The sequence below is a fragment of the Pseudomonas sp. H2_A10 genome (genome assembly GCF_054680085.1).
Genome location: NZ_CP162821.1, coordinates 2,981,617 through 3,006,926, shown reverse-complemented (window position 1 = coordinate 3,006,926; position 25,310 = coordinate 2,981,617). Strand labels below are relative to the sequence as shown.

General features: G+C 58.9%; 23 protein-coding genes and 2 pseudogenes. 7 read left to right on the top strand and 18 right to left on the bottom strand.

Annotated elements, in window-relative coordinates:
* Position 1: 1 nt before the first annotated feature.
* The 8 genes from AB4O23_RS14020 to AB4O23_RS13985 all read right to left on the bottom strand — a co-directional run bounded on the left by AB4O23_RS14020 (position 2) and on the right by AB4O23_RS13985 (position 10,513).
* Positions 2 to 1,081, bottom strand: a complete 1,080-nt coding sequence (locus tag AB4O23_RS14020) for an alcohol dehydrogenase catalytic domain-containing protein (RefSeq protein ID WP_065877588.1) — start codon at positions 1,079 to 1,081, stop codon at positions 2 to 4.
* Between the two features lie 25 nt (positions 1,082 to 1,106).
* Positions 1,107 to 2,099, bottom strand: a complete 993-nt coding sequence (locus AB4O23_RS14015; RefSeq protein WP_017527391.1) for an ABC transporter permease — start codon at positions 2,097 to 2,099, stop codon at positions 1,107 to 1,109.
* Complete coding sequence (locus tag AB4O23_RS14010; protein ID WP_460063635.1) at positions 2,065 to 3,573, bottom strand: sugar ABC transporter ATP-binding protein; 1,509 nt, start codon at positions 3,571 to 3,573, stop codon at positions 2,065 to 2,067. The genes AB4O23_RS14015 and AB4O23_RS14010 overlap by 35 nt, the downstream gene beginning before the upstream one ends.
* Before the next feature lie 63 nt (positions 3,574 to 3,636).
* Positions 3,637 to 4,560 carry a substrate-binding domain-containing protein gene (locus AB4O23_RS14005; protein ID WP_065877592.1) on the bottom strand — a complete coding sequence of 308 codons (924 nt, stop codon included), beginning with the start codon at positions 4,558 to 4,560 and terminating at the stop codon, positions 3,637 to 3,639.
* Positions 4,561 to 4,763: 203 nt separating this feature from the next.
* Positions 4,764 to 6,215, bottom strand: a complete 1,452-nt coding sequence (locus tag AB4O23_RS14000; RefSeq protein WP_460063631.1) for a hypothetical protein — start codon at positions 6,213 to 6,215, stop codon at positions 4,764 to 4,766.
* A gap of 114 nt (positions 6,216 to 6,329) precedes the next feature.
* Positions 6,330 to 7,391, bottom strand: coding sequence for a lipocalin-like domain-containing protein (locus AB4O23_RS13995; RefSeq protein ID WP_065877597.1), 1,062 nt, complete (start codon positions 7,389 to 7,391; stop codon positions 6,330 to 6,332).
* Positions 7,381 to 9,843: an ABC transporter permease gene (locus AB4O23_RS13990; RefSeq protein WP_460085470.1), complete on the bottom strand. Its 2,463-nt coding sequence runs from the start codon at positions 9,841 to 9,843 to the stop codon at positions 7,381 to 7,383. The genes AB4O23_RS13995 and AB4O23_RS13990 overlap by 11 nt, the downstream gene beginning before the upstream one ends.
* Before the next feature lies 1 nt (position 9,844).
* Complete coding sequence (locus tag AB4O23_RS13985; protein ID WP_017526998.1) at positions 9,845 to 10,513, bottom strand: ABC transporter ATP-binding protein; 669 nt, start codon at positions 10,511 to 10,513, stop codon at positions 9,845 to 9,847.
* 276 nt (positions 10,514 to 10,789) lie between these two features.
* Here AB4O23_RS13985 and pmrG point away from each other — a divergent pair, with 276 nt between their 5' ends.
* Together pmrG and arnT are read left to right on the top strand one after the other, a co-directional pair.
* Positions 10,790 to 11,464, top strand: a complete 675-nt coding sequence (gene pmrG, locus AB4O23_RS13980; protein ID WP_026067206.1) for a lipopolysaccharide core heptose(II)-phosphate phosphatase PmrG — start codon at positions 10,790 to 10,792, stop codon at positions 11,462 to 11,464.
* 188 nt (positions 11,465 to 11,652) lie between these two features.
* A complete protein-coding gene (arnT, locus tag AB4O23_RS13975; protein WP_460150525.1) occupies positions 11,653 to 13,335 on the top strand; it encodes a lipid IV(A) 4-amino-4-deoxy-L-arabinosyltransferase in 1,683 nt (560 codons plus the stop codon).
* On the opposite strand, the gene AB4O23_RS13970 is transcribed toward arnT, so the two are convergent.
* The 5 genes and pseudogenes from AB4O23_RS13970 to AB4O23_RS13950 all read right to left on the bottom strand — a co-directional run bounded on the left by AB4O23_RS13970 (position 13,307) and on the right by AB4O23_RS13950 (position 17,602).
* On the bottom strand, positions 13,307 to 14,017 hold the full coding sequence (locus AB4O23_RS13970) for an ATP-binding cassette domain-containing protein (RefSeq protein WP_135196111.1): 711 nt from the start codon (positions 14,015 to 14,017) through the stop codon (positions 13,307 to 13,309). The genes arnT and AB4O23_RS13970 overlap by 29 nt on opposite strands.
* Positions 14,017 to 14,759 (bottom strand): annotated as a pseudogene (locus AB4O23_RS13965) (ABC transporter permease). Before AB4O23_RS13965 ends, AB4O23_RS13970 begins: the two are co-directional and overlap by 1 nt.
* Positions 14,760 to 14,767: 8 nt before the next feature.
* Positions 14,768 to 15,961, bottom strand: coding sequence for a YcaO-like family protein (locus AB4O23_RS13960; RefSeq protein ID WP_460063621.1), 1,194 nt, complete (start codon positions 15,959 to 15,961; stop codon positions 14,768 to 14,770).
* Positions 15,948 to 16,748, bottom strand: coding sequence for a SagB/ThcOx family dehydrogenase (locus AB4O23_RS13955; RefSeq protein ID WP_068937406.1), 801 nt, complete (start codon positions 16,746 to 16,748; stop codon positions 15,948 to 15,950). Before AB4O23_RS13955 ends, AB4O23_RS13960 begins: the two co-directional genes overlap by 14 nt.
* Positions 16,745 to 17,602 carry an McbB family protein gene (locus tag AB4O23_RS13950; protein ID WP_460063616.1) on the bottom strand — a complete coding sequence of 286 codons (858 nt, stop codon included), beginning with the start codon at positions 17,600 to 17,602 and terminating at the stop codon, positions 16,745 to 16,747. Before AB4O23_RS13950 ends, AB4O23_RS13955 begins: the two co-directional genes overlap by 4 nt.
* A gap of 803 nt (positions 17,603 to 18,405) precedes the next feature.
* On the opposite strand from AB4O23_RS13950, the gene AB4O23_RS13945 reads away from it, so the two are divergent.
* A complete protein-coding gene (locus AB4O23_RS13945; RefSeq protein ID WP_460070377.1) occupies positions 18,406 to 18,549 on the top strand; it encodes a hypothetical protein in 144 nt (47 codons plus the stop codon).
* Here AB4O23_RS13945 and AB4O23_RS13940 read toward each other — a convergent pair.
* Positions 18,521 to 18,674 (bottom strand): annotated as a pseudogene (locus AB4O23_RS13940) (ABC transporter ATP-binding protein); the annotation flags it as partial. The gene AB4O23_RS13945 and the pseudogene AB4O23_RS13940 sit on opposite strands and share 29 nt — an antisense overlap.
* Before the next feature lie 118 nt (positions 18,675 to 18,792).
* Positions 18,793 to 19,665: a LysR family transcriptional regulator gene (locus AB4O23_RS13935; RefSeq protein WP_017528251.1), complete on the bottom strand. Its 873-nt coding sequence runs from the start codon at positions 19,663 to 19,665 to the stop codon at positions 18,793 to 18,795.
* Positions 19,666 to 19,811: 146 nt separating this feature from the next.
* Between AB4O23_RS13935 and AB4O23_RS13930 the strand changes: the two genes are divergently transcribed.
* From AB4O23_RS13930 to AB4O23_RS13915, 4 genes are all read left to right on the top strand, one after another.
* The gene (locus AB4O23_RS13930; protein WP_017528250.1) at positions 19,812 to 20,585 is read left to right on the top strand and encodes a glucose 1-dehydrogenase; all 774 of its coding nucleotides are present in this window, start codon (positions 19,812 to 19,814) and stop codon (positions 20,583 to 20,585) included.
* Positions 20,586 to 20,598: 13 nt separating this feature from the next.
* Positions 20,599 to 21,651, top strand: a complete 1,053-nt coding sequence (locus tag AB4O23_RS13925) for an L-idonate 5-dehydrogenase (RefSeq protein ID WP_116077757.1) — start codon at positions 20,599 to 20,601, stop codon at positions 21,649 to 21,651.
* A gap of 170 nt (positions 21,652 to 21,821) precedes the next feature.
* Positions 21,822 to 22,064, top strand: a complete 243-nt coding sequence (locus tag AB4O23_RS13920) for a hypothetical protein (RefSeq protein ID WP_017528248.1) — start codon at positions 21,822 to 21,824, stop codon at positions 22,062 to 22,064.
* A gap of 151 nt (positions 22,065 to 22,215) precedes the next feature.
* Positions 22,216 to 23,424: a DUF1835 domain-containing protein gene (locus AB4O23_RS13915; RefSeq protein WP_017528247.1), complete on the top strand. Its 1,209-nt coding sequence runs from the start codon at positions 22,216 to 22,218 to the stop codon at positions 23,422 to 23,424.
* Between the two features lie 110 nt (positions 23,425 to 23,534).
* Here the strand turns inward: AB4O23_RS13915 and AB4O23_RS13910 are convergent, their stop codons facing one another.
* The 3 genes from AB4O23_RS13910 to AB4O23_RS13900 all read right to left on the bottom strand — a co-directional run bounded on the left by AB4O23_RS13910 (position 23,535) and on the right by AB4O23_RS13900 (position 25,302).
* The gene (locus AB4O23_RS13910; RefSeq protein ID WP_065877601.1) at positions 23,535 to 24,308 is read right to left on the bottom strand and encodes an OmpA family protein; all 774 of its coding nucleotides are present in this window, start codon (positions 24,306 to 24,308) and stop codon (positions 23,535 to 23,537) included.
* A 10-nt stretch (positions 24,309 to 24,318) separates the two neighbouring features.
* On the bottom strand, positions 24,319 to 24,705 hold the full coding sequence (locus AB4O23_RS13905; protein WP_223271400.1) for a DUF4398 domain-containing protein: 387 nt from the start codon (positions 24,703 to 24,705) through the stop codon (positions 24,319 to 24,321).
* A gap of 174 nt (positions 24,706 to 24,879) precedes the next feature.
* On the bottom strand, positions 24,880 to 25,302 hold the full coding sequence (locus AB4O23_RS13900; protein WP_017528244.1) for a RidA family protein: 423 nt from the start codon (positions 25,300 to 25,302) through the stop codon (positions 24,880 to 24,882).
* Positions 25,303 to 25,310: the final 8 nt, after the last annotated feature.

Below are 25,310 nucleotides of genomic sequence, written 5' to 3'. Positions count from 1 at the left end.
ATCAGCGCACCGGCTTGAGCAGCACCTTGATCGACTTGGTCGAATTGGCCAGTTCGAAAGCCTCGGCAAAGTCATCCAACGGGAAATCATGGGTGACAATGCCCTTGGACGTCACCAGCCCGCGTTCGAACAGGTCGATGGCGATCGGGTAGCAATACGGCCCGAGGTGAGCGCCGCGTACGTCCAGTTCCTTGCGGTCGCCGATGATCGACCAGTCCACGCTGGTCTCGGCGCCAAACACACTGAACTCGACAAAACGCCCAAGCTTGCGGATCAGCTCCAGACCCTGGGTAACGCCGGCCGGCACGCCGGTGGTCTCGATGTAAACGTCGCAGCCATAGTTGTCGGTCAGGCCATTGATGATCTCGCGGGCATTCTCGCGGGCCGGGTTGATCACCACGTCGGCGCCGAATTTTTTCGCCAGTTCCAGGCGCTCGTCGACCATGTCGATCACCACCAGTTTCTTCGGGGTTTTCAGCGCCGCGACCTGCACCATGCACAGCCCGAGGGTGCCCGCACCGGCGATCACCACCACATCGTCAAGCTGGATATCACCACGGTTGACGGTGTGGATCGAGCAGGCCATCGGCTCCACCAGCGCCGAGTCTTCCAGCGACACCGCCGCCGGAATCTTGTGCACGATGGCGGTCTTGGGAATGCGCATGTACTGCGCCATGCCGCCTTCGGCCACTTCACGCTGGAAGCCGAAGATGTTGTGCACTTCACACATCCAATACTGACCCGATTTGCAGAAACGACACTTGGCGCACGGCACGATCTGCTCGGCGATGACCTTGTCGCCCACCTGCACCTCGAAGTGTTCCTCGGCGCCCTCGCCCACTTGCTCCACATAGCCGAAAAACTCATGGCCCGGTACCACCGGCGCCTTGACCCATGGGTTGTCGCCGCCCCAGAACATCGCCGCGCCCGAGTGGCACTTGCAGTCACTGGCGCAGATGCCGCACGCGGCGATGCGGATCACCAGTTCATTGGGGCGCGCCTGCGGTTTGCCGATGCGTTCCAGGCGGTAGTCTTTAGGGCCGTGGCAGACGACGGCTTGCATTTGGGTGTGCTTGTCCATGATGGTTGACCTATATGAGAGGAGTTTATTTATGGCGCTGACGGCTGATAAAAATCGCCAGCAAAATGATCCCGCCCTTGATCACGCTCTGGACGTAGGGCGACACGCCGAGCATGTTCAATCCGTTGTTCAAGACGCCGAGCAGCATGGCGCCGAGCAAGGTGCCGACGATCACCCCGCGGCCCCCGGCAATCGACGCACCGCCGAGTACCACGGCGGCAATCGCATCCAGCTCGAACGACACACCGGCATTGGGCTGGCCACTCATCAAGCGCGAGGTGAGCACCAGCCCGGCAATCGCGGCGGTCAGGCCGCTGATGCCGTACACCAGCAACTTGAAGCGCGCCGCGCGCACGCCGGACAAACGCACGGCTTCCTCATTGCCGCCGATGGCGTAGATGTAGCGGCCGACGCGGGTGTGTTGCAGCAGCACGTAGGCGGCCAGGTAAGTGATCAGCATGATCAGGATCGGCACCTGGATGCCGAACACGCTTTCGCGACCGAAGAAGGCAAACCAGTCCGGCAGGCCGGAAATCGGGTAGCCGTCGGTGTACATCAGGCCCAGGCCCCGGGCGATGCCCATGGTCGCCAGGGTGACGATGATCGGCGGCATGTGCAGGTAGGCCACGAATAAACCGTTGCCGATGCCGAAGGCCACGCCGATCAGCATGCCGGCTCCAATCGCCAGCCCCGGTGGCAGCCCCGCGACCATCAGCCCGGCCGTCAGCGTGCCGGACAACGCCATCACCGGCCCTACCGATAAATCGATGCCACCGGTGAGAATCACGCAGGTCATGCCCACCGCAATAATCGCGTTGATCGACACCTGCCGGGCGATGTTCGACAGGTTGCTGGCGGTCAGGAACGTGTCGCTGGCGAGGATCATCACCAGGGTCACCACCACCAGCCCCACGAACGGATAGAACGCCGGCGAACGCACCAGCCGCGCCAGGTTCAGGCGCAGCCGAGCGGTGTCGGCGCGGTTAATGGACGTATTCACTTGAGCCCCCTGTTGCATGGCGCATGACCTCTTGAGGATTGACGGCGGACGCTTCCAGGACCTTGACGATCGCGCCTTTGTGGAACACGGCGACGCGGTCGCACATGCCGATGACTTCGGGCAGTTCGGAGGAAATCATGATGATCGCGTAGCCCTGTTCGGTGAGGCTGCGCATCAGCGCGTAGATCTGTGCCTTGGCGCCCACGTCGATGCCGCGCGTGGGTTCGTCGAACACCAGCACGTCGCAGTGGTGGTTGACCCAACGCGCGATCACCACCTTTTGCTGGTTGCCGCCACTGAGGTTGAACACCCGGCTTTCGCCGCTCGGGGCCTTGATCGACAGCTGCTTCATCAATGCCTCGACGCTGGCGCATTCCTTGGCCTTGTCGATCAGGCCACCGGCGTTCTGGTACTTGGGCAGGTTGTTCAGGGAGATGTTTTCGCGAATGCTGAAATCGGTGATCAGCCCTTCGCTCTTGCGGCTTTCCGGCAGCAGGCCGATGCCATGGGCCAGTGCCTGGGCCGGGTCGTCGAGGCGGATTTTTTCACCGCGCAGCCACACCTCCTTGCTCACCGACGGCAGCGCGCCGAGCATGCCCAAGGCCAGCTCAGTGCGGCCGGAGCCGACCAGGCCGGCAAACCCGAGGATCTCGCCCTGGTGCAGTTGGAAGCTGTTATGCGGGCCGTTGCGCACCAACTGGATGTCCTTGACCTCCAGCAATAACGGACCGCGCCCGGTGCCGGGCTTGGGCGGGAAACTGCATTCCAGGCGGCGGCCCACCATCATTTCCACCAGGCGGTCGATATCGCTGTCGGCCACATCGGTGACGCCCACGTTAGCGCCGTCGCGCAGCACGCTGATGCGGTCGCAGACCTGGAAAATCTCTTCCAAATGATGGGAGATAAAAATCACCGCCACGCCCTGGCGCTTGAGCTCACGCATGATCTCGAACAGCAGCTCGGCCTCGCTGGGCGTCAGGGTCGCGGTGGGTTCATCGAGCACCAGCAAACGCGCATCCAGCGCCAGGGCCTTGGCGATTTCGACGAACTGCTGCTCGGCCACGCTCAAATGCTCGACCGCGCAATGCAGGTCGATGCTCACGCCCAGGCGCTGGAACAATGCCTCGGCGGCCGCGACCATCTCACGCTTGCGCAACAGGCCGAAGCGGTTGCTCAGCTCGTGGCCGAGGAAGATATTTTCCACTGCCGTGAGATAGGGAATCAGGCTGAATTCCTGGAACACGATGCCGATTCCGGCGGCAATGGCGTCGCGGTAAGTGGCGAAACGCTGTGCCTGGCCATCGATGAGGATCCGCCCTTCGTCCTGGTGCTCGACGCCGCCGAGGATCTTCATCAGGGTCGATTTGCCCGCGCCATTTTCGCCGAGCAAGGCATGGATCTCGCCGCGCTCGACTTGCAGGTTGATGGACTTGAGGGCCTGCACCCCTGGGTAACGCTTACAGATATTTTCCAGCTTCAGAAGACTGCTCATGCCGCCGACCTCTCGCTCAGAAGGAGCCCCAGGCCCCACGCCTTCCGTGGGGCCATGGGCGGTTTACCAGCTGAAGTCCTTGGCCTTGGCCTGGTCGATCAGAGTGATGTCCACCGGAATAGTGGCGGGCACTTGCGCGCCCCACTTCTTGGCCAGGGCAACGCCCAGGGCCAGGCGGATCTGGTCGCGGGGGTACTGGGCCGAGGTGGCGATGAATTTGCTGCCGGGTTTCTGGATCGCCTTGATCGCTTCCGGCGCGCCATCGACACTGACCAGTTTCACGTCCAGGCCACTGGCTTCGATGGCCGACAGGGCACCGAGGGAGCCGTTGTCGTTGACGCTGAAAATGCCCTTGAGGCCGGGTTGGGCCTGCAACATGTTTTCGGTGACGGTCAGCGCCTGGTCACGCTCCTGCTTGCCGTTCTGGATGCTCACGACCTTGATGCCAGGGTGCTTGGCCACGGCCTCTTTGCAACCGCGCACACGCTCCAGGATCGGCACCACGGCAATGCCGTCGAGGATCGCGATGTTGCCTTTGTCGCCAATGTTTTTAGCCAGGTATTCACAGGCCTGGAAACCGGCATCGAAGTTCTTCGAACCGACGAATGAATCCAGAGGGCCTTCGGCCTGGGCGTCCACCGCCACCACCACGACACCGGCGGCGTGAGCGGATTTGACGGCCGATTGCACGCCGACCGAATCGGTGGGGTTGATCAGCAGGATATCGATGCCTTTTTGCAGCATGTCTTCCACGTCGCTGACCTGCTTGGACACGTCGTGGCGGGCGTCGGTGATGATGAGTTTCGCACCGATGCTCGCGCCGGCTTCTTCCAGGGCGTTTTTCATGGTGACGAAATAGGGGTTGTTGATTTCCTGGAATGACGCGCCGATGCGGATCGGCTTGGCGGCGTCGGCAAATGCCGGTGCAACGGTGCCGAGGGTGATGCTTACAGCCAATAAACACAGGGTTTTCGGGAGCATTTTCATGGCGTGGGTCTCTGTTTTGTTTTTATTTTTAGAGCAAATGTTATCGTTAACATTTTGCGAGAAGCTAGCAAGGAAATCCCGGGCGTGCAAGCCCCCGTTGGTCGTACCGCCTGCAAACAGCCTCTTGGAGAGGTGCGCATAACAGGCGCAAAAAAAGGGGGGCAGCCCTATGGACTGCCCCCCGCCTCACTTGCATGAATCAGTTAGCGCACGATGGTCTGGCTGCAAATATGACCCAGGCTAACGTATTGCACGATATTGCCACCTACCCCGACACCCACGCCTGGGAATTCCTTGAGTTCAATCCGCCAGCCGCCGTCGTTGAACCAGGTTCTCCAGTTGTAGGTCTGGCCGGACGAACTGTCCGGGTAGATCGCGTTGTGGTCACCCGAGCAGGTACCCAGCGCGACATTGCCCGAAGCTGCCCCAGTGATGCCGGTGGTGGCCTCGTAATTGACAAAGTTATAGGCGCCGCTGAACTGCTTATCGACCCGCAATACCGGGGTGACGCCGCGCAGGGGTTCGCCGGTACTGTCAGACCATTGCGTGCTCCAGCTCAGGTTGCGGGCCGCCTGGGTGGCCAGTTGGAAAATCGAACTGGGGATGCGCACCACATTGTCGCCAATCACGTCGTACTGGTTCAGGCGGGGTGCCGAACCCAGCGTCAACTTGTAGTGCGCCTGGGGGTTCAATGCCACCGCTGGGTTGGCGCGCACGCGAACCTTCACGGTATAGCCCACGGGCACGCTCGGGTAGGTCGAGGTATTTTCCGGCTGGACCACTATCCAGTTATTCCCATCAAACCGTTCGAACACCCACTGGTTGCGCGCGCCTGTGCTTTCTTCATCCAGGTACACGGCCACGCCTTGACCGCGCAGCGAAGTGAAGTCGAAGTAATCGACATCGTTGACGGAGTCGATGTTGCCCGTCACCTGGTTCAGCGCATCCGGCAAGGCAAACGCGGTTTGTGCGGTGTCGTTGGGCTCGAAGGCATCGATGTTGCTGTCCACCGCCACACCAAAGCTGAACTGTGCGTTGCTCGCGGTGTTCGCCACCATGTACCAGTAGTAGTCACCGACCGGCATCACACCGTTGAGGTACTCATCGGCATTGCCGGCGGCGTCGGAAGTGCCCAGGGGCGTCAAATTACCCTGGCCGTCATCGTGGAACAGCGTCAACGACATGTCCGTGCCGGCGCTCTGGTTCAGCAGTTGCACCTGAATGCGCGCGTTTTTCGGCAGGTTGAAGTGATAGGCGATTTGCGCACCGGTTTCCACACCGCTGACGGTGTACAGCGTATTGATATCCAGGGTCGGGAACAGCGGCGTGAACGCAGCAATCGCCGAGCCTTTCAGTTGCGCCGGGTCAGCTGTGTTCAATGCATCGACCTGCACGTCAACCGGCGCGCCACTGACTGCGGCCTTGCTCTGCGCTGGCTTCGAATTGCCGGCCATCGCCGCCTTGAGCTTTTGCTTGAGCGCGGTTGAAACTTGGGTTGTTTCCAGCTTGCCGCCGGATTTTAGCGCTTTGTCCACGGCCAGCCTGACCGCTTCGGCGCTGAGCTTCTGAGGGTATTGCTCGGCCAGGGCAAAGGCCGACACGAAGCAGGAGGCCGCCATGGCCGCGCCCAACATAAAGGCTTTTTTCGATTTCATTTTTTATCCATCCATAGTTAAAAACTGAAGGTCAGGTGACATCCGGTCACCTGGGATGGAATCTAGCCAACAACTGTATGCATGTCCAGTATTTTTGTAGGAAATTTTACCTATTCAATACCCGGTCATTTCCAGATACCCCACCCCGCCGTCAAACCGCACCGGCCCTTCCCAATAGGGAATGCTCAGGTTCATCCAGGCGTTCGGGTTGACGGCCTCAGGGCTGATGTCCAGCTGTTTGCCCGGAATTTTAAGCGACCAGCGCGTGGGCATGTTGCGCCCCTCGATGGCCGTGGTTGCCAGCGGCGCAAGTTGAATATTGGCGTTGTGCAACGTCTCGGCGTGGCCTTGCGGGTCGATCCAGGTGCCGGTGAGGTAACCGGCGCCGTCCTGCTGGCGCACACGGAACAACATCAGTTGCGCCCCGCTGTCCAGGTGCAGGGAGAACCAGTCCCAACCGGTTTGGCTGGCGCTCAAGGGTTGGCTGCTCCATTCGCGATCCAGCCAGGCAGGGCCCGTGACTTGGTACACCTTGCCATCAATGCTCAGGCTGCCGCTGGCGTTGAAAAACGGCTGGCTGTAGTAGTACGACGCCTGGCCCAGATCGGATTTTCGGCTGTAGCCGTTGGCGCCTTGCAGCACCAGCGGGCGGCTGGAGGTCAGGTGCAGATCGTAGGCGAATTGCGCACCGCCGGCCTTGAGTTGCATATCCGCCAACGCACTGGCGGCGCCGGGGCGGCTGGCAAAATTCCAATCGTCGATCCAGGCGTTGAAGGGCACCGCCTGGGCACCGGCCTGGCCGACGCCGCCACGGGCCAAACGTTCAGCGGCGTAGTGGCGAGTGGCGCTGGTGACGGCGGCGTGGCCGAGCCACACGGTGGAGTCATGCCAGCCCGCTTGCGTCGGCCCGGGCTTGAGGGCATTGCGGAACAGCGTCCATTGCACCCCGAATACGTTGCCCTGTGCGTCCTTGAGGTTGGCGGTGACGTACCACCACTCGATCCGAAAACCGTCATGGGGGCCGTGGTCGTCTGGAAAGCTGAACACCTTGCCCGGCACCACCTGGGCAAAGTCCGCCGCATCATTGCCCAGGCCCGCGAAGCTCTGCGCCGGCGCGGGGGCTTTGTCGCAACCGGCCAGCAGCAAAGCGGCGCACAACAACGCTTTAACCTTCATGGGCAAACGTCCTCAACAAGTCTGCCGGACGGCTGCGGTACAGCTGCCACAGTGGCCACGCCGATGCCAGCAATGTCGCCAGTAACGCCAGCCCGAGCAGTTGCGCCAACTGCCACGGGAACACCTGCAACGGCAGGCGCCAGCCAAAGGCTTGCACGTTGATCACCGCATCCAGGCACCACGCCAGCAGCAGGCCCAGCGGCACCGCCAGCACCAGGGTGAGCACCGCCAGCAGCCAGGTCTGCCCCAGGTTCAGCAGCATCAATTGCCGGCGCGTCACGCCCAGCGCCCACAGCGGTGCGAGTTGGCCCAGGCGGCTCTGGCTCTGGGTCAACAGGCTGATGAACAGCGCTACGCCGGCCACGCCCAACGTCAGGCTATTGAGGGCCGCGGTGGCGGCGAAGGTGCGCTCGAACACTTGGCTCGACCAGCCTTTGAGTTGCTGCTGATCGATGATCCGGCTGTCCTCCAGGGCAAATGCGCGCTGCACTTCACGCACCAGCGGCGCCACGTCGGGCGCGGCGACACGCAGGTTGAAGCGTGCCGGCGAGAGTGTCGGCCAATGCGCCAGCAGGTGCTGCGAATTGACCAGTATGTGGCCCTTGGGGTTGCCGTAGTCGGCGTAGATCGCCACGACTCTGGGCGACCATACACCTTGCGCTGTTGGGATAGGGAGCACATCCCCCAGTGTCACTGAAAGGCGACGCGCCAACTGCTCGCTGAGCATCAGCGTGTCGTTTGTGTGCAATTGGTCCCACGGCTGGTCTACAGCCTCCAACAACGGCCAATGCTGACGATAAGTAGGGTCATCGACCACCCCGAACAGGTCCGCCGGCCAACCCTGTATTTGCACGGCGACTTGCCAGGTGGGGAGCACCGCCCTTACCCACGGCTGTTGCGCCAGCCAGCCGCCGAGCTGTTCGGCCTGGGCCGGGGTTTGCGGGTTGAGGTACAGCTCGGCGGTGAGGCGTTGTTCCAGCCAGTTGTTGAAGGTATGGCGAAAGCCCGATGTCATCGAACCCGCGCCGATATTCGCGGCCAGGGCCAGCAGCAGAGCCATCAAGGCCAGGCTCAGCGCCGGCAACTGCTGGCGGCAGTCGGCGAGAAACCATTGGCCGAGCACTGAGCGGCTGCGCCCGAGCACGGCGTTGAGCACGCCATTGAGCAGCACCGGCAAACCGAGGGCCGCGCCAAGCAGCAACGCCGCCATCAGCACAAAGCCGGCCGCCAGGCTATCGCCCAGCCACAGCGCCAACAGTGCGATCAGCAGCGCGGCCGCCGCCACCCCACCCTGGCGTTGCAACCAACGGCCATGGGCCTCATGCCACGCCTGGTCGTTGGCCAGCGCCAGCAATGGCAAGCGCGCGGCCCGCCACAGGCTGCTTGCGCCGGCAAGCAACGCGCCGAGCAGGCTCAGGCCCAACCCCGCCAGCCACCACCCCGGGCTCAGGCTCAATTGCCCCGGCACTTCGGCGCCATACAAGCCGCGCAGGCTGGCGGCCACATCCGGCAGCAACAGGCTGGCCAGCCCGTAGCCGCTGGCGACGCCGAGGATGCCCCCTAGCAGCGCCAACGCGGCCAACTCCACGCCCAGGCTGAAGATCAAACGCCGCGCACTGACCCCACAGGCACGCAAGGTACGCAGCAGCCCGCGCCGTTGTTCCAGGGCCAGGCCGATGGCGGCGTGCACGATAAACAGCCCCACCACAAACGAGAGGAAACCCAAGGCGTCCAGGTTCAGGTGAAAGCTCTCGGTGAGGCGCGCCAGGTTATTGTCCTCGGCCTGGCGCAGTTGCAGGTCGGTGGGCGGCGTGGGCTGGCCGGCGGCGAACGCCTTGTCTACCAGCAGGCGCGACAGTCGCCCGGGCATGTCGAGCAGCGGTTGGGCGAAGCTGATATCGGTCAACAACAGGCCGGGCGCCATGTCCGCCTGGGCTTGCAGGGGCGGCAGGCGCTGGCCATTGAGCGTCAGTGGTTGCATGCCTTCCTGCAAACCCAGCGACCGCAAGGTCTGCGGGGCAACCCAGGTGCGTCCCGGCGGGTCAAAGAAGGCCAGCAGTTGCGCCTGGCTCAAGCGTTGCCCCGCCACTGTCGCGCTGCCGGGCAACGACAACGGCTCGATGCCCATCAATTGCAGGCGCACATCCTCATGGCCCTGCAACTGCACCCGCCCTTGCACCACCGGCGACACCGGCCAGCCGGTGCGGCGCAGTTGCGCAAACAACCCCTCGGGGAAACTCGCCGAGTCCGCAGCGCTGAGGCTGGCCTGGGCTTCGCCGCCGATCAACTGGCTGGCGCGCGCGTAGCTGTCGCGAGCCTGGCTGTTGAGGGCCTGCACCCCGGTCAACAGCGCCGTGGCCAGCCACAGCCCGGTGAGCACGCTGAAAAACTGCACCGGATGGCGTCGCCAATGGCTGAGCAACGCGCGTAGCGTCCAATAAAACACCGCCATCTCAGCGCGCGTCCGCAGGCACGATATGGCCATGATGCAACACCACCTGGCGGTCCAGCCGCGCCGCGATGCGCGGGCTGTGGGTGACCATCAACAGGCTGGCGGCGCTGTCCCGCAGCAGGTCCAGCAGCAGTTGCAGCACCTCGTCGCTGGTAGCCTCATCCAGGTTGCCGGTGGGCTCATCCGCTAACAACAAGCCGGGCCTGGATGCCAGCGCGCGCCCTACGGCGACGCGCTGTTGCTGGCCGCCCGAGAGTTGTTCCGGGTAGCGCTTGAGCAAATCGCCCAAGCCCAGGCGCTCGACCAGATGCGCCTGCCAGTGCGGATCAAAACGCCCCGCCAGCCGGGCCTGGAACGCCAGGTTGTCGTCGACACGCAAACTGCCGATCAGGTTGAACTGCTGGAACACCAGGCCGATGTCGGTACGTCGCCACTGGGCCAGTTGCGCTTCGCTCATCTGGTCGAGGCGCTGCTCACCCACCTGGATGCTGCCGCGGTCCACTCGGTCGAGCCCCGCCACCAGGTGCAACAACGTGCTCTTGCCGCTGCCCGACTCGCCCATCAACGCCAGGCTGCTGCGCTCGGCCAAGTGCAGGTCGACCCCCGACAGCACCGCCAATGGGCCTTGGGGCGTGGCATAGCTTTTAAACACAGCGTGCACCTGCAACATGACAACACTCGTTTGATGGGGGGCAATCGAGGATAACGGCTATGTATTGATCCTACGCAAATTTTTCACATGGATTTCACCGGTTGCCCACTCCCCCCGCTTTAAATTACCGGTCAAGCGCCACGCGTCGGCAACTTGTTAGTTACAACGCCTGGTAACTTTTTTAACCGCCACGTGTTCAGCGAAAAGACAGCAGCCCTATGACAGCCTCCTGTTTCACTGCGGCGAATAGCCGACACGTTGCGCCAAACAAATACAACATTGCCAACAGCGCCCATGGTGAATGAAGTGGTTGACCTTACCCTGACCAAACCACGTTCGCGCCGGGCTTTTTCCAAGCGCCTGCAACGGCTGTGGCTAGGCATTAGCGTGGTCACCTTGCTGCTCGTGTGCAGCCTGCTGTGGCCGGCGTCCCCACGGAACCTGGGGGTGGGCGATCGTCTCCTGACCTCGCAAGTGATCCCCCTTTGGCGCGACGGCGAAGTGATTGTGCTGGTGCGCCATGAAGAGCGCTGCGACCGTTCGAGCAACCCGTGCCTGGGCCCGCTCGAAGGCCTCACGATCAACGGCAGCCAACACGCGCAGACACTCGGCAACGCCTTTAAATCGCTGGGCATGGCCCAGAGCGACGTGCTCGCCAGCCCCGCTATCCGCACCGCCCAGACTTTGCGCTTCATGTTCGACAAACATGAGCTGACCTCCGGCGAGAGAGCCGTCTGCGGCGCAGCCATGGGCGAAGAATTGCTGCGCTACAAACAGCCTGGGCGCAACCTCGTATTCATCACCCACAGCGGCTGCATCGCCGACTTCGAAACCAGCCTGGGCTTCCCTCGCGCCAGGTTCCCCGAGTACGGCAGCGCACTGTTCGTACAGGTTTTGCCCAATGGCAAATTCAAGACCCTGGGCATCATGAATAACCCCGACTGGCCCGCTGCCCTCAAACAATTCTAAGTCATCGCGCCAACGCGATTACCGCCCATGTTCAGCAAAAAGACAGGCCTGTTCTGGCATGTTTAATTGCGCCTTTTAACTAAGAACTTCATGACTTATTCACGTTATTCAATAAACGCTGTGAACACTTGCGTGATGACTTCATCGCTTAAAAACCTCAGCTTTGAACGTCAAGGAGCGACGTGTTCGTGAACCGTTTAAACCCCCTGCCGGTGCTGCTCTTGGCTCTCGCCGCGTTTTATCTATTACCCCTGGGCCTGCACGGTTTGTGGACCCCGGATGAAACCCGCTACGCCCAGATCAGCCAGGAGATGCTCCAGAGTGGCAACTGGGTGGCGCCGCACTTCATGGGCATCCGCTATTTCGAAAAACCGGCCGGCGGCTATTGGCTGATCGCCCTGGGCCAGGCCGTGTTTGGCCAGAACCTGTTCGGCGTGCGCATTGCCTCTGCGCTCACCAGTGGCTTGAGCGTGCTGCTGGCCTACCTCATCGCCCGCCGCCTGTGGAACGACCCGCGCAAAAGCTTCGCCTGTGCCCTGCTATACCTGAGCTTTGGCCTGATCGCCGGGCAGGCCGGGTATTCGAACCTCGATCCGCAGTTCACCTTGTGGGTCAACCTCAGCCTCGTGGCATTGTGGCTTGCCCTCGACAGCAGCACCCCACGCAGCCGCCTGGGGGCTTGGGCCGTGTTGGGGTTTGCCTGCGCGATGGGTTTCATGACCAAGGGCTTCCTGGCCTGGGCGCTGCCGGTGTTGATCGCGCTGCCGTACATGCTCTGGCAACGGCGCCTGGGCGAGTTGCTGCGCTATGGCCCGCTGGCGATCTGTGTCGCGGTGCTGGTGTGCTTGCCGTGGGTGCTGGCGATTCACAGCCAGGAGCCGGACTTCTGGCGCTTCTTTTTCTGGAATGAACACATCCGCCGCTTCAGCGCCGACAACGCGCAACACGTGCGACCGTGGTGGTTCTTCCTGCCGATCATCGCCGTGTCCTGCCTGCCGTGGGCCGGGTTGCTGCCCAGCACCCTGCGCGCCACCTGGCAGCAGAAACGCCAGCCGGCCATCGCTTTCCTGGCGCTGTGGCTGTTGCTGCCGCTGGTGTTCTTCAGCCTGAGCAACGGCAAGCTGCCAACCTACATCATGCCGTGCCTGCTGCCGCTGGCGTTGCTGATGGGGCATACCTTGAGCGACCTGCTGCGCCTACGCCAGGCCCGCACGATCTGCCTCAATGGCCTGCTCAACTTCGTGATCGGCATGGCGGCCATGGTCGGCCTGATCTATCTGCAAATCGCCAGGCCCGTGTACAGCAACAGCCACGCCGAGATGTTCAGCCTGTCCCTGGCGTTTATCGTGTTGCTGGGGTGGATACTCACCAACCTGCTGCAAGCCTTTCGCCCGTTGACGCTGTGGGCCATGCCGGTGCTGGGTATCGGCCTGTTGGTGATTCTGTTGCCGGCGAGCATGCCGCAAGTGATCGCCGATAACGAAATGCCCGACACGTTCGTCTCGGAGCATCAGCAAGTCCTGCAACAGACCCACGCCCTGCTCAGCAACGACCTGAGCCTCGCCGCCGCCCTCGCCTGGCGCCTGCAACGCCCGCAAGTGGCGTTGTATGACACCGAAGGCGAGCTGCGCTACGGCCTACAATATGCCGATTCGGTCCACCGCAAGGTCGACCTGGACCAGGTGCAAGCCTGGCTCAAGGACGCCCGCCAACAGGGGTCGGTCGGCGTGCTGATACGCGTCGGCAGCACCAGCGAAATGCGCGAGGTCGGGCAACTGCCACCGGGGGGCAAGCGCTATTACAAAGGGGCACTGGAATTGATCGTGTATCCACAACTCCCCCTCACGAACGCAGGCTCGCCGCATGAATAAACGCCTCATCCAGGCTCTTGGCCTTATACGCACTCATAAAGCCTTGCGCATCATTGAAACGATTGAAGCGCCGCTGGCTGAGCATGTAGAAATCATCGCAGTGCGTGACGATCTCATCGACGTTATGCGATGAAACCAGCACCGCGACACCGTCTGCCGCCGCCCCCTCCAGGCATCGCCATATGTGGTAGCGAAACTCGGGATCTACACCTGCGGTGGGCTCATCCAGTATCACAATGTCAGCATTGGCGCAGAGCAGCGACAAGGTGAAAAACCAGCGCTTTTCTCCGTAGCTGCAGAGGGAGGACTTTTTGTTCCAGAGTTCGCAATACCGCTGCGCAATGCCTGGGCTCCATTTTTCGATTTGATTGAGCGCGTGCTCTTGCGTGACCTTCGTTTCTGAGCAAAAAAGCATGACCATCTTGAAAATGTCGAACATGCGCAACACAGCGGGCGTGCTGATGACTTGCGAGAGGTAAAGCAGCTTCGAAAAAGAGTTGTTTATCTCGCCGCCATGCCTTTTTTTCAGGCCACACATCACGTCAAAAAACGTGGTTTTACCGGAACCGTTAGGACCCAGCAGACCAGAGATCGAACCTGCCTCAACCTCCAGCGAGGCGTTATGAAGCACGGTATGCGATGCATATCGAACATCAAGCGAGTCCACAATGAGCCGCGCCATTAGTAACGACTCCAAACGGGATTAATCAATAAAAAGCGAAACATCAGCACCCATGAAAGTACGAGACAAACCACCACCACCACAACAACCCACCCGCACTCCGTCACGCCAACCAACATAACTCTATTTGCCCACCACATCGGATTAAAAAACCGGACCAAGGCAAGCGTTGAGTTTAAGGAGCCGATACTTACGATTCCAAGCGCCAACATCCCAAGGGACAACATGGAGAAAACCGTACTCGCATTCTGAAAGCCCACTGGGACCAGGGTTAACAAAAGCGAAGGTATGGAAAACAGCAGAAAACACACATAAAACCGCCCGACGACAACGAGATACTCGGCTATATCTACCGCGCCAAACGAATAACGTGTCAGCAGGTAGAACACAGAGCAATACAGGATTGAAACAATCGAATACGCGAGAAACTGCCCGGCAAGGAAAATAACCTTCGTGCGACCTGTATAGACAAAAGACCGCAGAAAACCGCTCTCTCTGCGACCCACGATGTAAAACGCCAGCCCGAACAACGCAACACTTGATGCGACAAAAGCGTAGAACCATGAAGTGTTCGACAAATAATCGCCAGCCCCCCCATCACTGGCGCCCTTGTGTAGGCAATCAGGTAATAGGTAACGACCGGAGAAATCACTGTCCAAAACAATGCAACAGGTTCTTTTAACTGTTCTTTGATAAATAACAGCGCTAACAAAACAGGCTTCGACAGGGCGTACGGGGTCATGATTCACCTCATGGAAACGGAACCATTTTTTCTAACCGAGACTGGAGTATTGAAGATTTAAACCCTTTAGAGTACTTATTGATCGAATTAAAGTTTCTTGAATTATTCATATGAAGAAATAAATCAGGAGAAATGAATTTAACAAAAACGCCTCCTCCTCCATCAACCCCTCCAATTTTTGAATAAAAATATCCAGCAACATCCATTCGCCTCAATACAAACAAGAACTCAGAAACGGTGAAATCCTGCAAAGACCTACAACCTCCGCACTCTACAACATCGGTAATCTCTTGGTAGGTCTCGTAAACATTGCAACCTAGAAAGTAACGTATATATGAATCTTCAAGCATTTTTTCTTCAGAATCAGTTGCTTTGAATAAATTCATAAAACGAAAAGTCTGCCATAACTCCAGCAAAGACTTCTGCATAGCCACCGCCAATTCCGACGCATAAGCCATTCCTGCGCAATATTTTACGTAATGATTAATGTTCTTTTGCCCATATACAACCAGTACGCAAAACCCTGGAAATCTAGTATCAGATATATCTAAAAATGTAATTTCTCCTGAAGCCGCCAGAGCTTTATAGAGTTGCCGAACGGATTGCCCCTTCAATAACTCGCCCGTCTCAACAGTAGAGATTCGAGAGCAGCATTTCTTCGTGAGCCAGAACCTAACAAGAAATTGACGCTCCAGATATTCCTTTATTGCTCCTAAGAAGGCAATATTGGGATTCCAGTGAAAGCTGCATCCACATGTATCCCGAAGAGGATAAAGCAAGCTATCCTCACCTAGACTATGCGATGACAGTGAAATACAGGCAGTAGGGATAAAACACTTGGAAAAGTCTGAAGACCTGATCACTTCACTTAAAGCGAACTCATGCTTCTCAATATCAGAAATGGACATTTTTTTAGATGCCGTCTGAACGAATGCTCTTGCAAAGCCAAGAACCTCACGCCCCGATAAAAACTCACTCAGACGACCACTCCTTCTTGAAGTAACTTCTCTATAAAAATGACGGCGCTCAAAATATTCTCCCAAAGCAGTTTTAACCGAATTTGAGCCTCCTCCAACACCGTTCCCATTCACCGAGAGGAAATCTGAAACCTCGGCAGAGTGAGGTAAAGTGAGAATACATGCAGGTTGAAAAAGGAGGGTGCCGGGCAAATCAGGCTTATGCATTAGATTAATAAGTTTCATTTTGCCTACCTATAAAATGAACGCATACTGGGAAGAACAAAGCTGGATTTATTCCTAGAGCCCTACAAAGCATCGTATCGGTATATGCAGACCATAGTCTACACGCCAGCCCCAAAGATTTAGCTTGCAGTTCGACGAGCATGTAAATTGAACCAATCTCCATCAGTGCCATCCGGTACCCGCGATACCGATACTTGAATAAATTTTTAGGCATATAGATTGCGTAAATGAGCGCCAAGCTTGGCGTTCCAATATTATTAAACGAGGACAACAGCGCCGCTTTTAGTTCTTCAATATCAGTTTCAATTTGCATCACTTCAAATTTACGTGACCGGGGGAGTAAGTGAAGGATTTTTCCGGCACTGGGCCAATTAGAGTTTTCCTCAGTAAGCGAACAGAGGAAAATTTCCGCAGGGTAAAGCGCTCCCGCGCTTGGATATCCTCGCTTGTATGAGTCCTGGCTCTTTGAAAGTAAAGGACACATTAGTTTTTCAACGTCAGAAAATTCTAAAGGCAACGGTAAAAAATGCTCACACGACTCATTTCTACACAACGATTCTTCTCTGTTATCTTGGGGCAATTTTATTGTTAAATCCAGATCCGGATAAAAAGCCAGCTCATTCCCAGTCAATTGGGCCAAATGCTTTTCATCCAAACGATGAAGAATGGTACGATCTTTGAACGCCTTATGAAAAATAAAATTCCCTTTATAATGAAACTCTAGCACATCATCATACACTGAAGAATTTATAAATCTGAGATAGTAATCATGTGGAATATTTTTCATCCCTCCACCCTCAAGCAATCACACATATACCAGTGAGAATTAGATTCTTCGAAAAGCTGACCGTCTTTCAATTGAAGATATGAGCTATACAGAACGTCATCTTGATACTTACATCCGTCGTTATGCTCAGTGAAGAATTTTATCTTTCTGATAACTGCACCGATAACGATCATTTCCTGATAAAGACTCAGCGCTTTAGCAGGAATCCCTACACGTCGACTTTTGCAAAAAGCTAGGGCACTTGACCAACTGTTCTTTGCCGGGGCTATCGACTCATTATTAATTAATCTATCCACAGCACAGAAATGACAAGGATTTCCTATTTCCTGAATGTAAGGCTGACCAATACAAAAAACACTGCCCATCTGCCAACAGACGCTTATAGCGCTCTTTGGCGATGCATGCGCAAGTTTAAAATATAAGCTTCGGATACTTTCATAATTATATGAATGGCACAACAAGACAATAAAGCACTTGAACGGCCGTACCGCTTCAACCAGTTCACTTGAGAATGACTTAAATTCCAAGCAACCAGATAACTCCTCACCAAATAGGGCCTCAATATCAACCTGGCCTTTCCACTCATGAACCACTATCGTCTTTTCAAAATATATCTCATCAATACATTTGAACGGAATAATTCTTTCTAAAAAATCAAACGCATCACTTTGAATCAACCCATTTTCCGCGAGCAATTCATCTAACTCAATTTTCGTCATTACGTTCGACAATTTTAACTTTCGAAGCACATTTAGCAGAGGCTGAGAATGGATTTTTGAAATCCCGACATCAGACACTACAAGACTTTCCGTTTCAAAGTTTAAAATTTCATAGCTGGGTATGATTATATTCATCGAACGATCTCCTGTAGAGGTTTTCTGGCAAACCAGAAAACCTCATTAGGTGAGTGGAGACTGAATCTATTCATCCGCAGCTGGATGCTCCGCTATCGAATTATGGCAGCCACCACTTCCTCCATTACATCCTCCGCCACCACCACATCCTCCGCTCCCCCCGCACCCGCCTTGGCTCCCAGACCCTCCGGCGTTATCTACATAAGGGTTGAACCCATACTCACTTTCGAAACTAAAAACAAACTCTCCAAACTCTTCAATGTTCATTTCAACTCTCCACTTTTTTATTTACAACTCTGACCTCCAATCGCTTATCAACAAGCGACAAAACCAAATCTAGCCGCTTCAAAAAAAACTGCAATATTAATAAAAAACTCACGTACGAAATTTAACCCAAAGCATTAGGAAATTTCACTCAACAATTTCGGACGAAGAATAGTTGCGCAAAACACTAAAAAGAACTTCTTGCCATACATCAAAAATCTGTTTCTTTATTAAATTAATAAGTTAGACGTAATCAGACTAAAAGAAGAAATGACCGCTCTCGAAGGCATTTTCTTTTAGCAAACTGGGCATTCTTCAAAAATGCAGCAGACAATCCGACAAATGGCAAAATCCACTCCGCTTTTACGAACGGTATTGACCCTCACCTGTATAAAAAACCATGCGTGTAAAGCGTTTCAAAAACGTTACTGGCTAGGCTTTGTCCCGCCTACATCTAGGCCGCAGGGCATGCGGTAGATGTCTGCTTGCTGTCAGACCGTTAAGGGAGCCAGAGCCCTCACTGAGGATTAGAAAGTGGCGTGCTGATACGCGTCGACAGCACCAGCGAAATGCGCGAGGCCGGGCAACTGCCACCGGGGGGCAAGCGCTATTACAAAGGGGCACTGGAATTGATCGTGTATCCACAACTCCCCCTCACGAACGCAGGCTCGCCGCATGAATAAACGCCTCATCCAGGCTCTTGACTCTTGTACGCACTCATAAAGCCTTGCGCATCATTGAAACGATTGAAGCGCCGCTGGCTGAGCATGTAGAAATCATCGCAGTGCGTGACGATCTCATCGACGTGTGACGGTTCGAACAACTCTCTAACTGAGGCCCCGTGATCCAAATGTGGGGGCTTGCTCCCGATGGCAGTGGGTCAGCTATAAATGCATTCACTGCCCCTACCGCCCCTCCACTCACAATCACTCCCCAAACAACTCCCCAATCAGGTTGAACACGGTGCTCTTCACCGCACTGTCCAGTTCGGTCCAGGCCAACCCGGTGCTGGCCTTGAACGCGCCCAGTTGCAGAGGCCGCGACACGCAGTTGGTCGGCAGCGCCCGCGCCGCCTGCTCTGGCAATACGCCAATGCCCAACCCGGCAGAGACCAGTGCAAGCATGGTGGTGAACTCGCCCAGTTCGGCAGCGATCTGCAAGGGCATGCCCAGTGCCTGGATAAATTCATCGTAAAAACCCGGCGCATAGCGACGCGCGAGGATATACACGGGCAGGTCGAGCAAATCGCTGGGCAGCACGCAGGGCTGCGCCGCCAGCGGATGGTCCGCCGGCAACGCCACACAAAAACTTTCCTGTAGCACCGCGCGCGTCTGCACGCCGGGATGTGTGGCGGGCAGGCGCATCAGGCCGAAATCCAGCAGGCCGTTTTTCAACGCGGCGGCTTGATCGGGGCCGGGCATGTCCTTGAGTTCCAGCTCGATGCGCGGGTAGCGCTGGTGCACCGCGCGGATCAACTCGGGCAGCCATTGCGGCAACACCGACGAGACAAAACCCAGGCGCACACGGCCGATTTCACCACGGTTGGACGCCCGCGCCGCATCGGCCGCCCGTGCGGCCTGATGCAAGGTGGCCTGGGCTTCGGGCAAGAACACACGGCCGGCTTCGGTCAGCGTCACCGAATGGCGATTGCGGTCGAGCAGGCGCACACCCAAGCCACTTTCGAGCAATTTGATCTGCATGCTCAGCGCCGGCTGCACAATCGACAATTGCGCGGCGGCCCGGCCGAAATGCAGCTCCTGGGCCAGCACCACAAACGCCCGCAAGTGCTTGAGTTCCATCCCGCCTCCTCGGTTATCACAAAAATTGATCAGCCGATCATAAATGAATATTGGCCCCCCACCGCGCCTTGGGGTGAACTAAGGTCACTCGCGATGATTGAAGATGGGTTTGCTTATAACAATAAGCACGTCAGGAGACAGGCTCCATGCACAGCGTTTTAGATAACTTCCGCCTCGACGGCCGGCTCGCGCTGGTCACCGGTTCCAGTGCCGGTATCGGCCTGGCCATCGCGCGCGGTCTGGCCCAGGCCGGCGCGCGGGTGGTACTCAACGGGCGCAACCGCAGCACCTTGCGTGACGCGGCCGCCTTGCTCACTTTGGAGGGCCTGGAGGTGCACACCCAGCCGTTCGATGTGACCGACAGCGCGGCGATCCAGGCCGCCGTTGCGAGCATCGAGGAGCGCCTCGGCCCGCTGGAGATTCTGGTGAACAACGCCGGCATGCAACGCCGTGGGCCGCTGGAAGACTACAGCGAGCACCACTGGCGCGAGCTGATCAGCACCAACCTCGACAGTGCGTTCCTGGTGGGCCAGGCCGTGGCGCGGGCGATGATCCCGCGCAAGCGTGGGCGCATTATTAACATCTGCTCGGTGCAAAGTGAGCTGGGCCGCCCAGGCATTGCGCCGTATGCGGCAAGCAAGGGCGCGCTGAAGATGCTGACCAAAGGCATGGCGATTGATTGGGGCCCGCACGGGCTGACGGTCAACGGCATCGGCCCCGGCTATTTCAAGACCGAACTGAACGCCAACCTGGTGGCCAACCCCGAATTCAGCGACTGGCTGGTGCAACGCACGCCGAGCCGACGCTGGGGCGACGTGGCCGAACTGGCCGGCGCGGCGGTGTTTCTGGCCAGTGACGCGGCCAGTTTCGTCAACGGCCATATCCTGTATGTCGACGGCGGCATCACCGCATCGCTGTAACCCGGAGAAACTCATGCACGCTATCGTCTGCCATGCCTCAAAAGACCTGCGGGTCAGCCCTCAGGATGAACCGCAAACCCTCGCCCCCGGCCAACTGCGCGTACGCATCGCCCGCGGCGGTATCTGCGGGTCGGATTTGCATTACTACCAACACGGCGGTTTCGGCACTGTGCGCCTGCGTGAACCGATGGTGCTCGGCCATGAAGTGTCGGCGGTGATCGATGCCGTGGGCGTGGACGCCGGGCCGTTCAAGGTCGGCCAGCGCATCGCGGTCTCGCCGTCGCGCCCCTGCGGCGGTTGCCGTTATTGCCAGCAGGGCTTGCCCAATCATTGCCTGAATATGCGCTTCTACGGCAGCGCCATGCCCTTCCCGCATGTCCAAGGCGCGTTTCGCCAAAGCCTGGTGATCGAAACGCACCAGGCCCATCGCCTGGCCGACCACGTGACCCTCGCCGAAGGTGCGCTGGCCGAGCCGTTGTCGGTGGGTTTGCACGCCATCCAACGCGCCGGCGCGGTGTTCGGCAAGCGTGTGCTGGTGACCGGTTGCGGCCCCATCGGCAACCTGCTGATCGGCGGTTTGCGCGCAGCGGGCGCGGCTGAAATCGTCGCCGTGGACTTGTCGGCCAGCGCCCTCGCCTGCGCCGAAAAAATGGGCGCCAGCCGCACCCACAACCTTGCCGACGGCAACGATGCACTCAAGCGCTACACCAGCGAAAAAGGCTACTTCGATGTGATGTTCGAAGTGTCCGGCAGCGCCCAGGCCCTGCGCAACGGCCTGGAATGCATCGCCCCGCGCGGCGTGTTGGTGACGGTCGGGTTGGGCGGTGACGTGACGCTGCCGCTCAACCTGCTGGTCAGCCGCGAGATCGACCTGCGCGGCACCTTCCGCTTTCATCCGGAATTTGCCCAGGCAGTGGATTTGCTCAACCGCCAGATCATTGATGTACGGCCGGTGATCTCGCACACCGTGCCATTCGAACAGGCGGTGCGGGCATTTGAGCTGGCGGCGGACAAGACCCAGGCGATGAAGGTGGTGTTGGATTTTGGCGTGAGCGATCTGGATTAACGCCCGTTTGTGACTTTGCTGTGGGCGCGGTGGTTGCCAGGCAGTGCGACTTTTGCCTGAAAAAATCAAACTATCGCCACCTGCGCGGTTCAGAACTTCAGGTTCCGGCACCGCGCTGCCACACGCGAGCCAGCGCCTCCTATGAAACTTCAGAACATGGAGCACGCCCCTTGATCGCACAAATCATGATCGCCGCCCTCGGCGTCGTCGCCATCTGGTTCAGCCAGAGCAAACGCCTGAAGGTGCGCCGCTACGCCTGCCTGTTCGGCATGGCGGGCCAGCCGTTCTGGTTCTGGTCTTCGATCAATGCCGAGCAATGGGGCATCGTATTGCTCAGCTGTTTCTACACGGTGGCGTGGGCCAAGGGCATCAAGACGCACTGGATCGACCGCAAGCCCGATGCGCGCGCCTGATTTGCAATCGCGCACCGCACTGCCTATATTTGCCGCCTGGCGCTCTCTACGCCACCTTCCGCGGAAAGGGCTGCGCCCAAGACAGTGAAGCACCCTCTTATTTCTACGACTCCACACCTTAAAGCGGAAAAGGTTTGTGCAAGGAGCTCGTATGTCGCAACGTCCCGTCACCTCCAACACCGATGGCCGTCTGAACCTTGAGCAGCAGCGCAAGCGCGCCAAGGAACTGTTATCCCAGCTCAAGACCCAAGACCCGGCAGCCACGCTATCCCAGGCCCAATGGCAAGTCGCCAGACAGCTCGGTTTCAGCAGTTGGCCCAAGCTCAAGGCGCATGTCGACGCCCTCGACTTCGCGGCTCGCCACCCGGGCTTCGATGCCAGCGATGAAGCGCGCACCACCCACTGGCGTTGCGGCAGCGACATTGCCCACACACTGAAGGTGGCAGGCTTCAAGGGCCGCTTCCGGATGCTGACCGACCCGCTGTGCATGGGCCCGGTGCGCGACCTGCCCCGCCAGGCATTCCACGACATGCGCGGCGCGTTCATCAGCCGGGCCTTCGCCATGGACGAAACAGACACCGCACGCCGCGTGGTCGACGAATACACCCAACTGCAAACCCTGGCCAGCGCCGAACACAGCGTGCTGTGGTGCGAGGCGGATGCCTATGACCAGCTGTTCCTGATCCGCGCCCTGGCCGGTCTCGAGCAGGCTCCGCCCAGGCTGGAACTGATCGAGGTGGACCGCATTCCCGGCGTCGAGCGTTTTATCGGCATTGGCCAACTGGCACCGGATGTATTGGCCTGGTTATGGCCGCAACGGCGCGTGATCGATGACGACGCGGTTCACCTGGCCAAACAGGCCTGGGCGGCGTACTGCGACAGCTCACCCATCGCACTGGCGCAGTTGGCCCATGCCGAGCACACCGCCCTGCCGCTTATGGCACCCGCCCTGTTGCGCCAGTTGCAGGAATTGCCGGGGCTTGAGGACGGCCTGTCGCTGACCGAACGTCTTGCCCTCACTTACATCGCCGAAGCCGGGCCGGTAGCGTTCGGCCGGGTGTTCGCCGAGTTGATGGCCAAGCGCGAGCCGCTGCCGTTCCTGGGGGACATGATGTTTCATGCGCTGCTGCGGCCGTTGATCGATGGGGCACAGCCGTTACTGCTCGAAACCGAGGCCCACCTGCCATGGCCTCAGCGCAGGCTGGCGTTGACGCCGTTGGGAAGCGAGGTATTGAGTGGCAACGCCAACTGGATAGCCCACACCCAATCCGAGCGGTGGGTAGGCGGTGTTTGCACGCGGCCGGGTGAGGCGCATTGGGCGTTGGACCGCCACCTCAAGCCGGTGTGGCGCGAGCGCTAGCAACGCGCCCTGACGTGGCTGCGTCTGCAGCGTGGGTGACACACCGCACACGCAGCCGCGCCAAGACCCCGCAGCGGCTACGCAAAGGGCTCGTCCATGAGCGTCGAGACTCAGCGGCGAGCACTGACCGCCGAGGCACCGTTGGACACGATCACTTCCACGCGGCGGTTCAGCTGGCGCGAGTGTGCGCTCAGGTTGTCAGCGACCGGGAACTGCTTGCCGTAACCGGTTACCGTCACGCGCTCGGCCGCGACGCCGAGCCGTTGCAGGCCACGGGCGACCGCCTGGGCACGTCGCTCGGACAAGCTCTGGTTGAAAGCATCAGCCCCCGTGCTGTCGGTGAAACCTTCCACGCGCACCTGGCGCTCCGGGTTCTGTAACAGGAAATCCGCCAGCCCCTGAAGATCACGCGCGCTGGCGGGCTTGAGGTCGGCCTTGGCGGTATCGAACAGCACATCCCCAAAGGTGATGACCTGGCCACGCTCGGACGGCTTGGCCTTCATCGCCTGTAAAGCCTTGAGCTGCGCGGTGCGCACATCAAGCTGTACCTGGGTGCGGTCGGCCGCGATGTTGTCGAGCTGGGCATCGGTTGTGCGACCAATGATGGTCTGTTCCGCCAGGGCGATTTTCTGCGTGGCGAGGTAGGCCAACTGGTTGACCTGCGGGTCGGTGCGACTGTGCAGGGAGAGTTGATTGGCGCGGTCCAGCGCGTTGGCGGCAATACGGGTTTCAACCGCCGCCAGGGTATTGGACTCGGGCTTTTGTTGCAGGTCGGAGAACTGGCTGCGGGCTTGCAGCAATTGCGGGTTTTCCGGCGCAGTCGCACAACCGGCCAACGCCAGGCTCAGGACCGACAGGGCAGGAATGAAAAAAATGGCACGCATGGCAAAGTCCTCAGTGGGTGGTCGCGGGGGCGTTGAGCATTTCTTGCTTGAGCACCTGGATGCCCTCCCGCGCCTGCTTCAAGACCTGTTGTTTACGCGCGGCATTGGCCTTGACTTCGGCCAGGTTGGCGTCGGCTTCGATCTGCTCGGCCAACGTGTGGACCTGGACCGAGTTCTTTTCCCCGATGGCTTGCTCCATGCGCGCCAATTTGTCCTGGGCTGTCCTCAGTTCCAGCGGGGCGAATTGAGTGGCTTGCGCCGACAGCGCGCGCTCTACCGAGTCACGGGCCAGGGAGATTTTTTCTGCGGGCAGAGGCGTTGCGGCGCAGCCCGCCAATGCACTCACGACGATGACGGCGAAAGCCGAGCGGCGCAGGTAGTTACTGACACTCGTCATTTTCACGGTTCGGCTCCTAAGCATTGGGTTCGAGTGGCCCTTAAGGGCCCGCCTGAGTTCAAGCGGGGGCCATGCTAGGAGGAAAAACATTAATCAGAATGGTGAGATTTCCTGCTTATGTGTAGGAAATCTCCCAATAACCAGCGCCCCGGCGCAGGCCCTGCACCGTTGCTGTCAGGCCGGCCTGGCAGCGACCGCTTCAACCTCCACCAACGCCCCCGGCAACGGCAAAGCCACCACTTGCAGCGCCGTGCGCGCCGGTTTGTTCGGCTGTTCGGGCGTGCCGAAAAATTGCGTGTAGCCGCGCTGCAACCCGGCAAAGTCGAGCTTGCCCTGGGTCTGCTCGGCGCCCACCAGAAACACCCGCAGTTGCACGATGTCGCCCAGGTCGAGGCCTTGTTGGCGCAAGATCTGGCGCAGCTTGTTGAACACCGACACCGTCTGAACCTCGGTATCGCCAAACACCCCTGGCACGTTCGGGTCGGCCAGGTCGGGCAAGGTGCCGCTGACGAAAACCAGGCTGGCGCAGGCCGGTACGGTAACGGTCTGCGAGATCGGGAAATCACCGACGCTGGTGCGTTGGATGCTGTCGCTCATGATGAGTC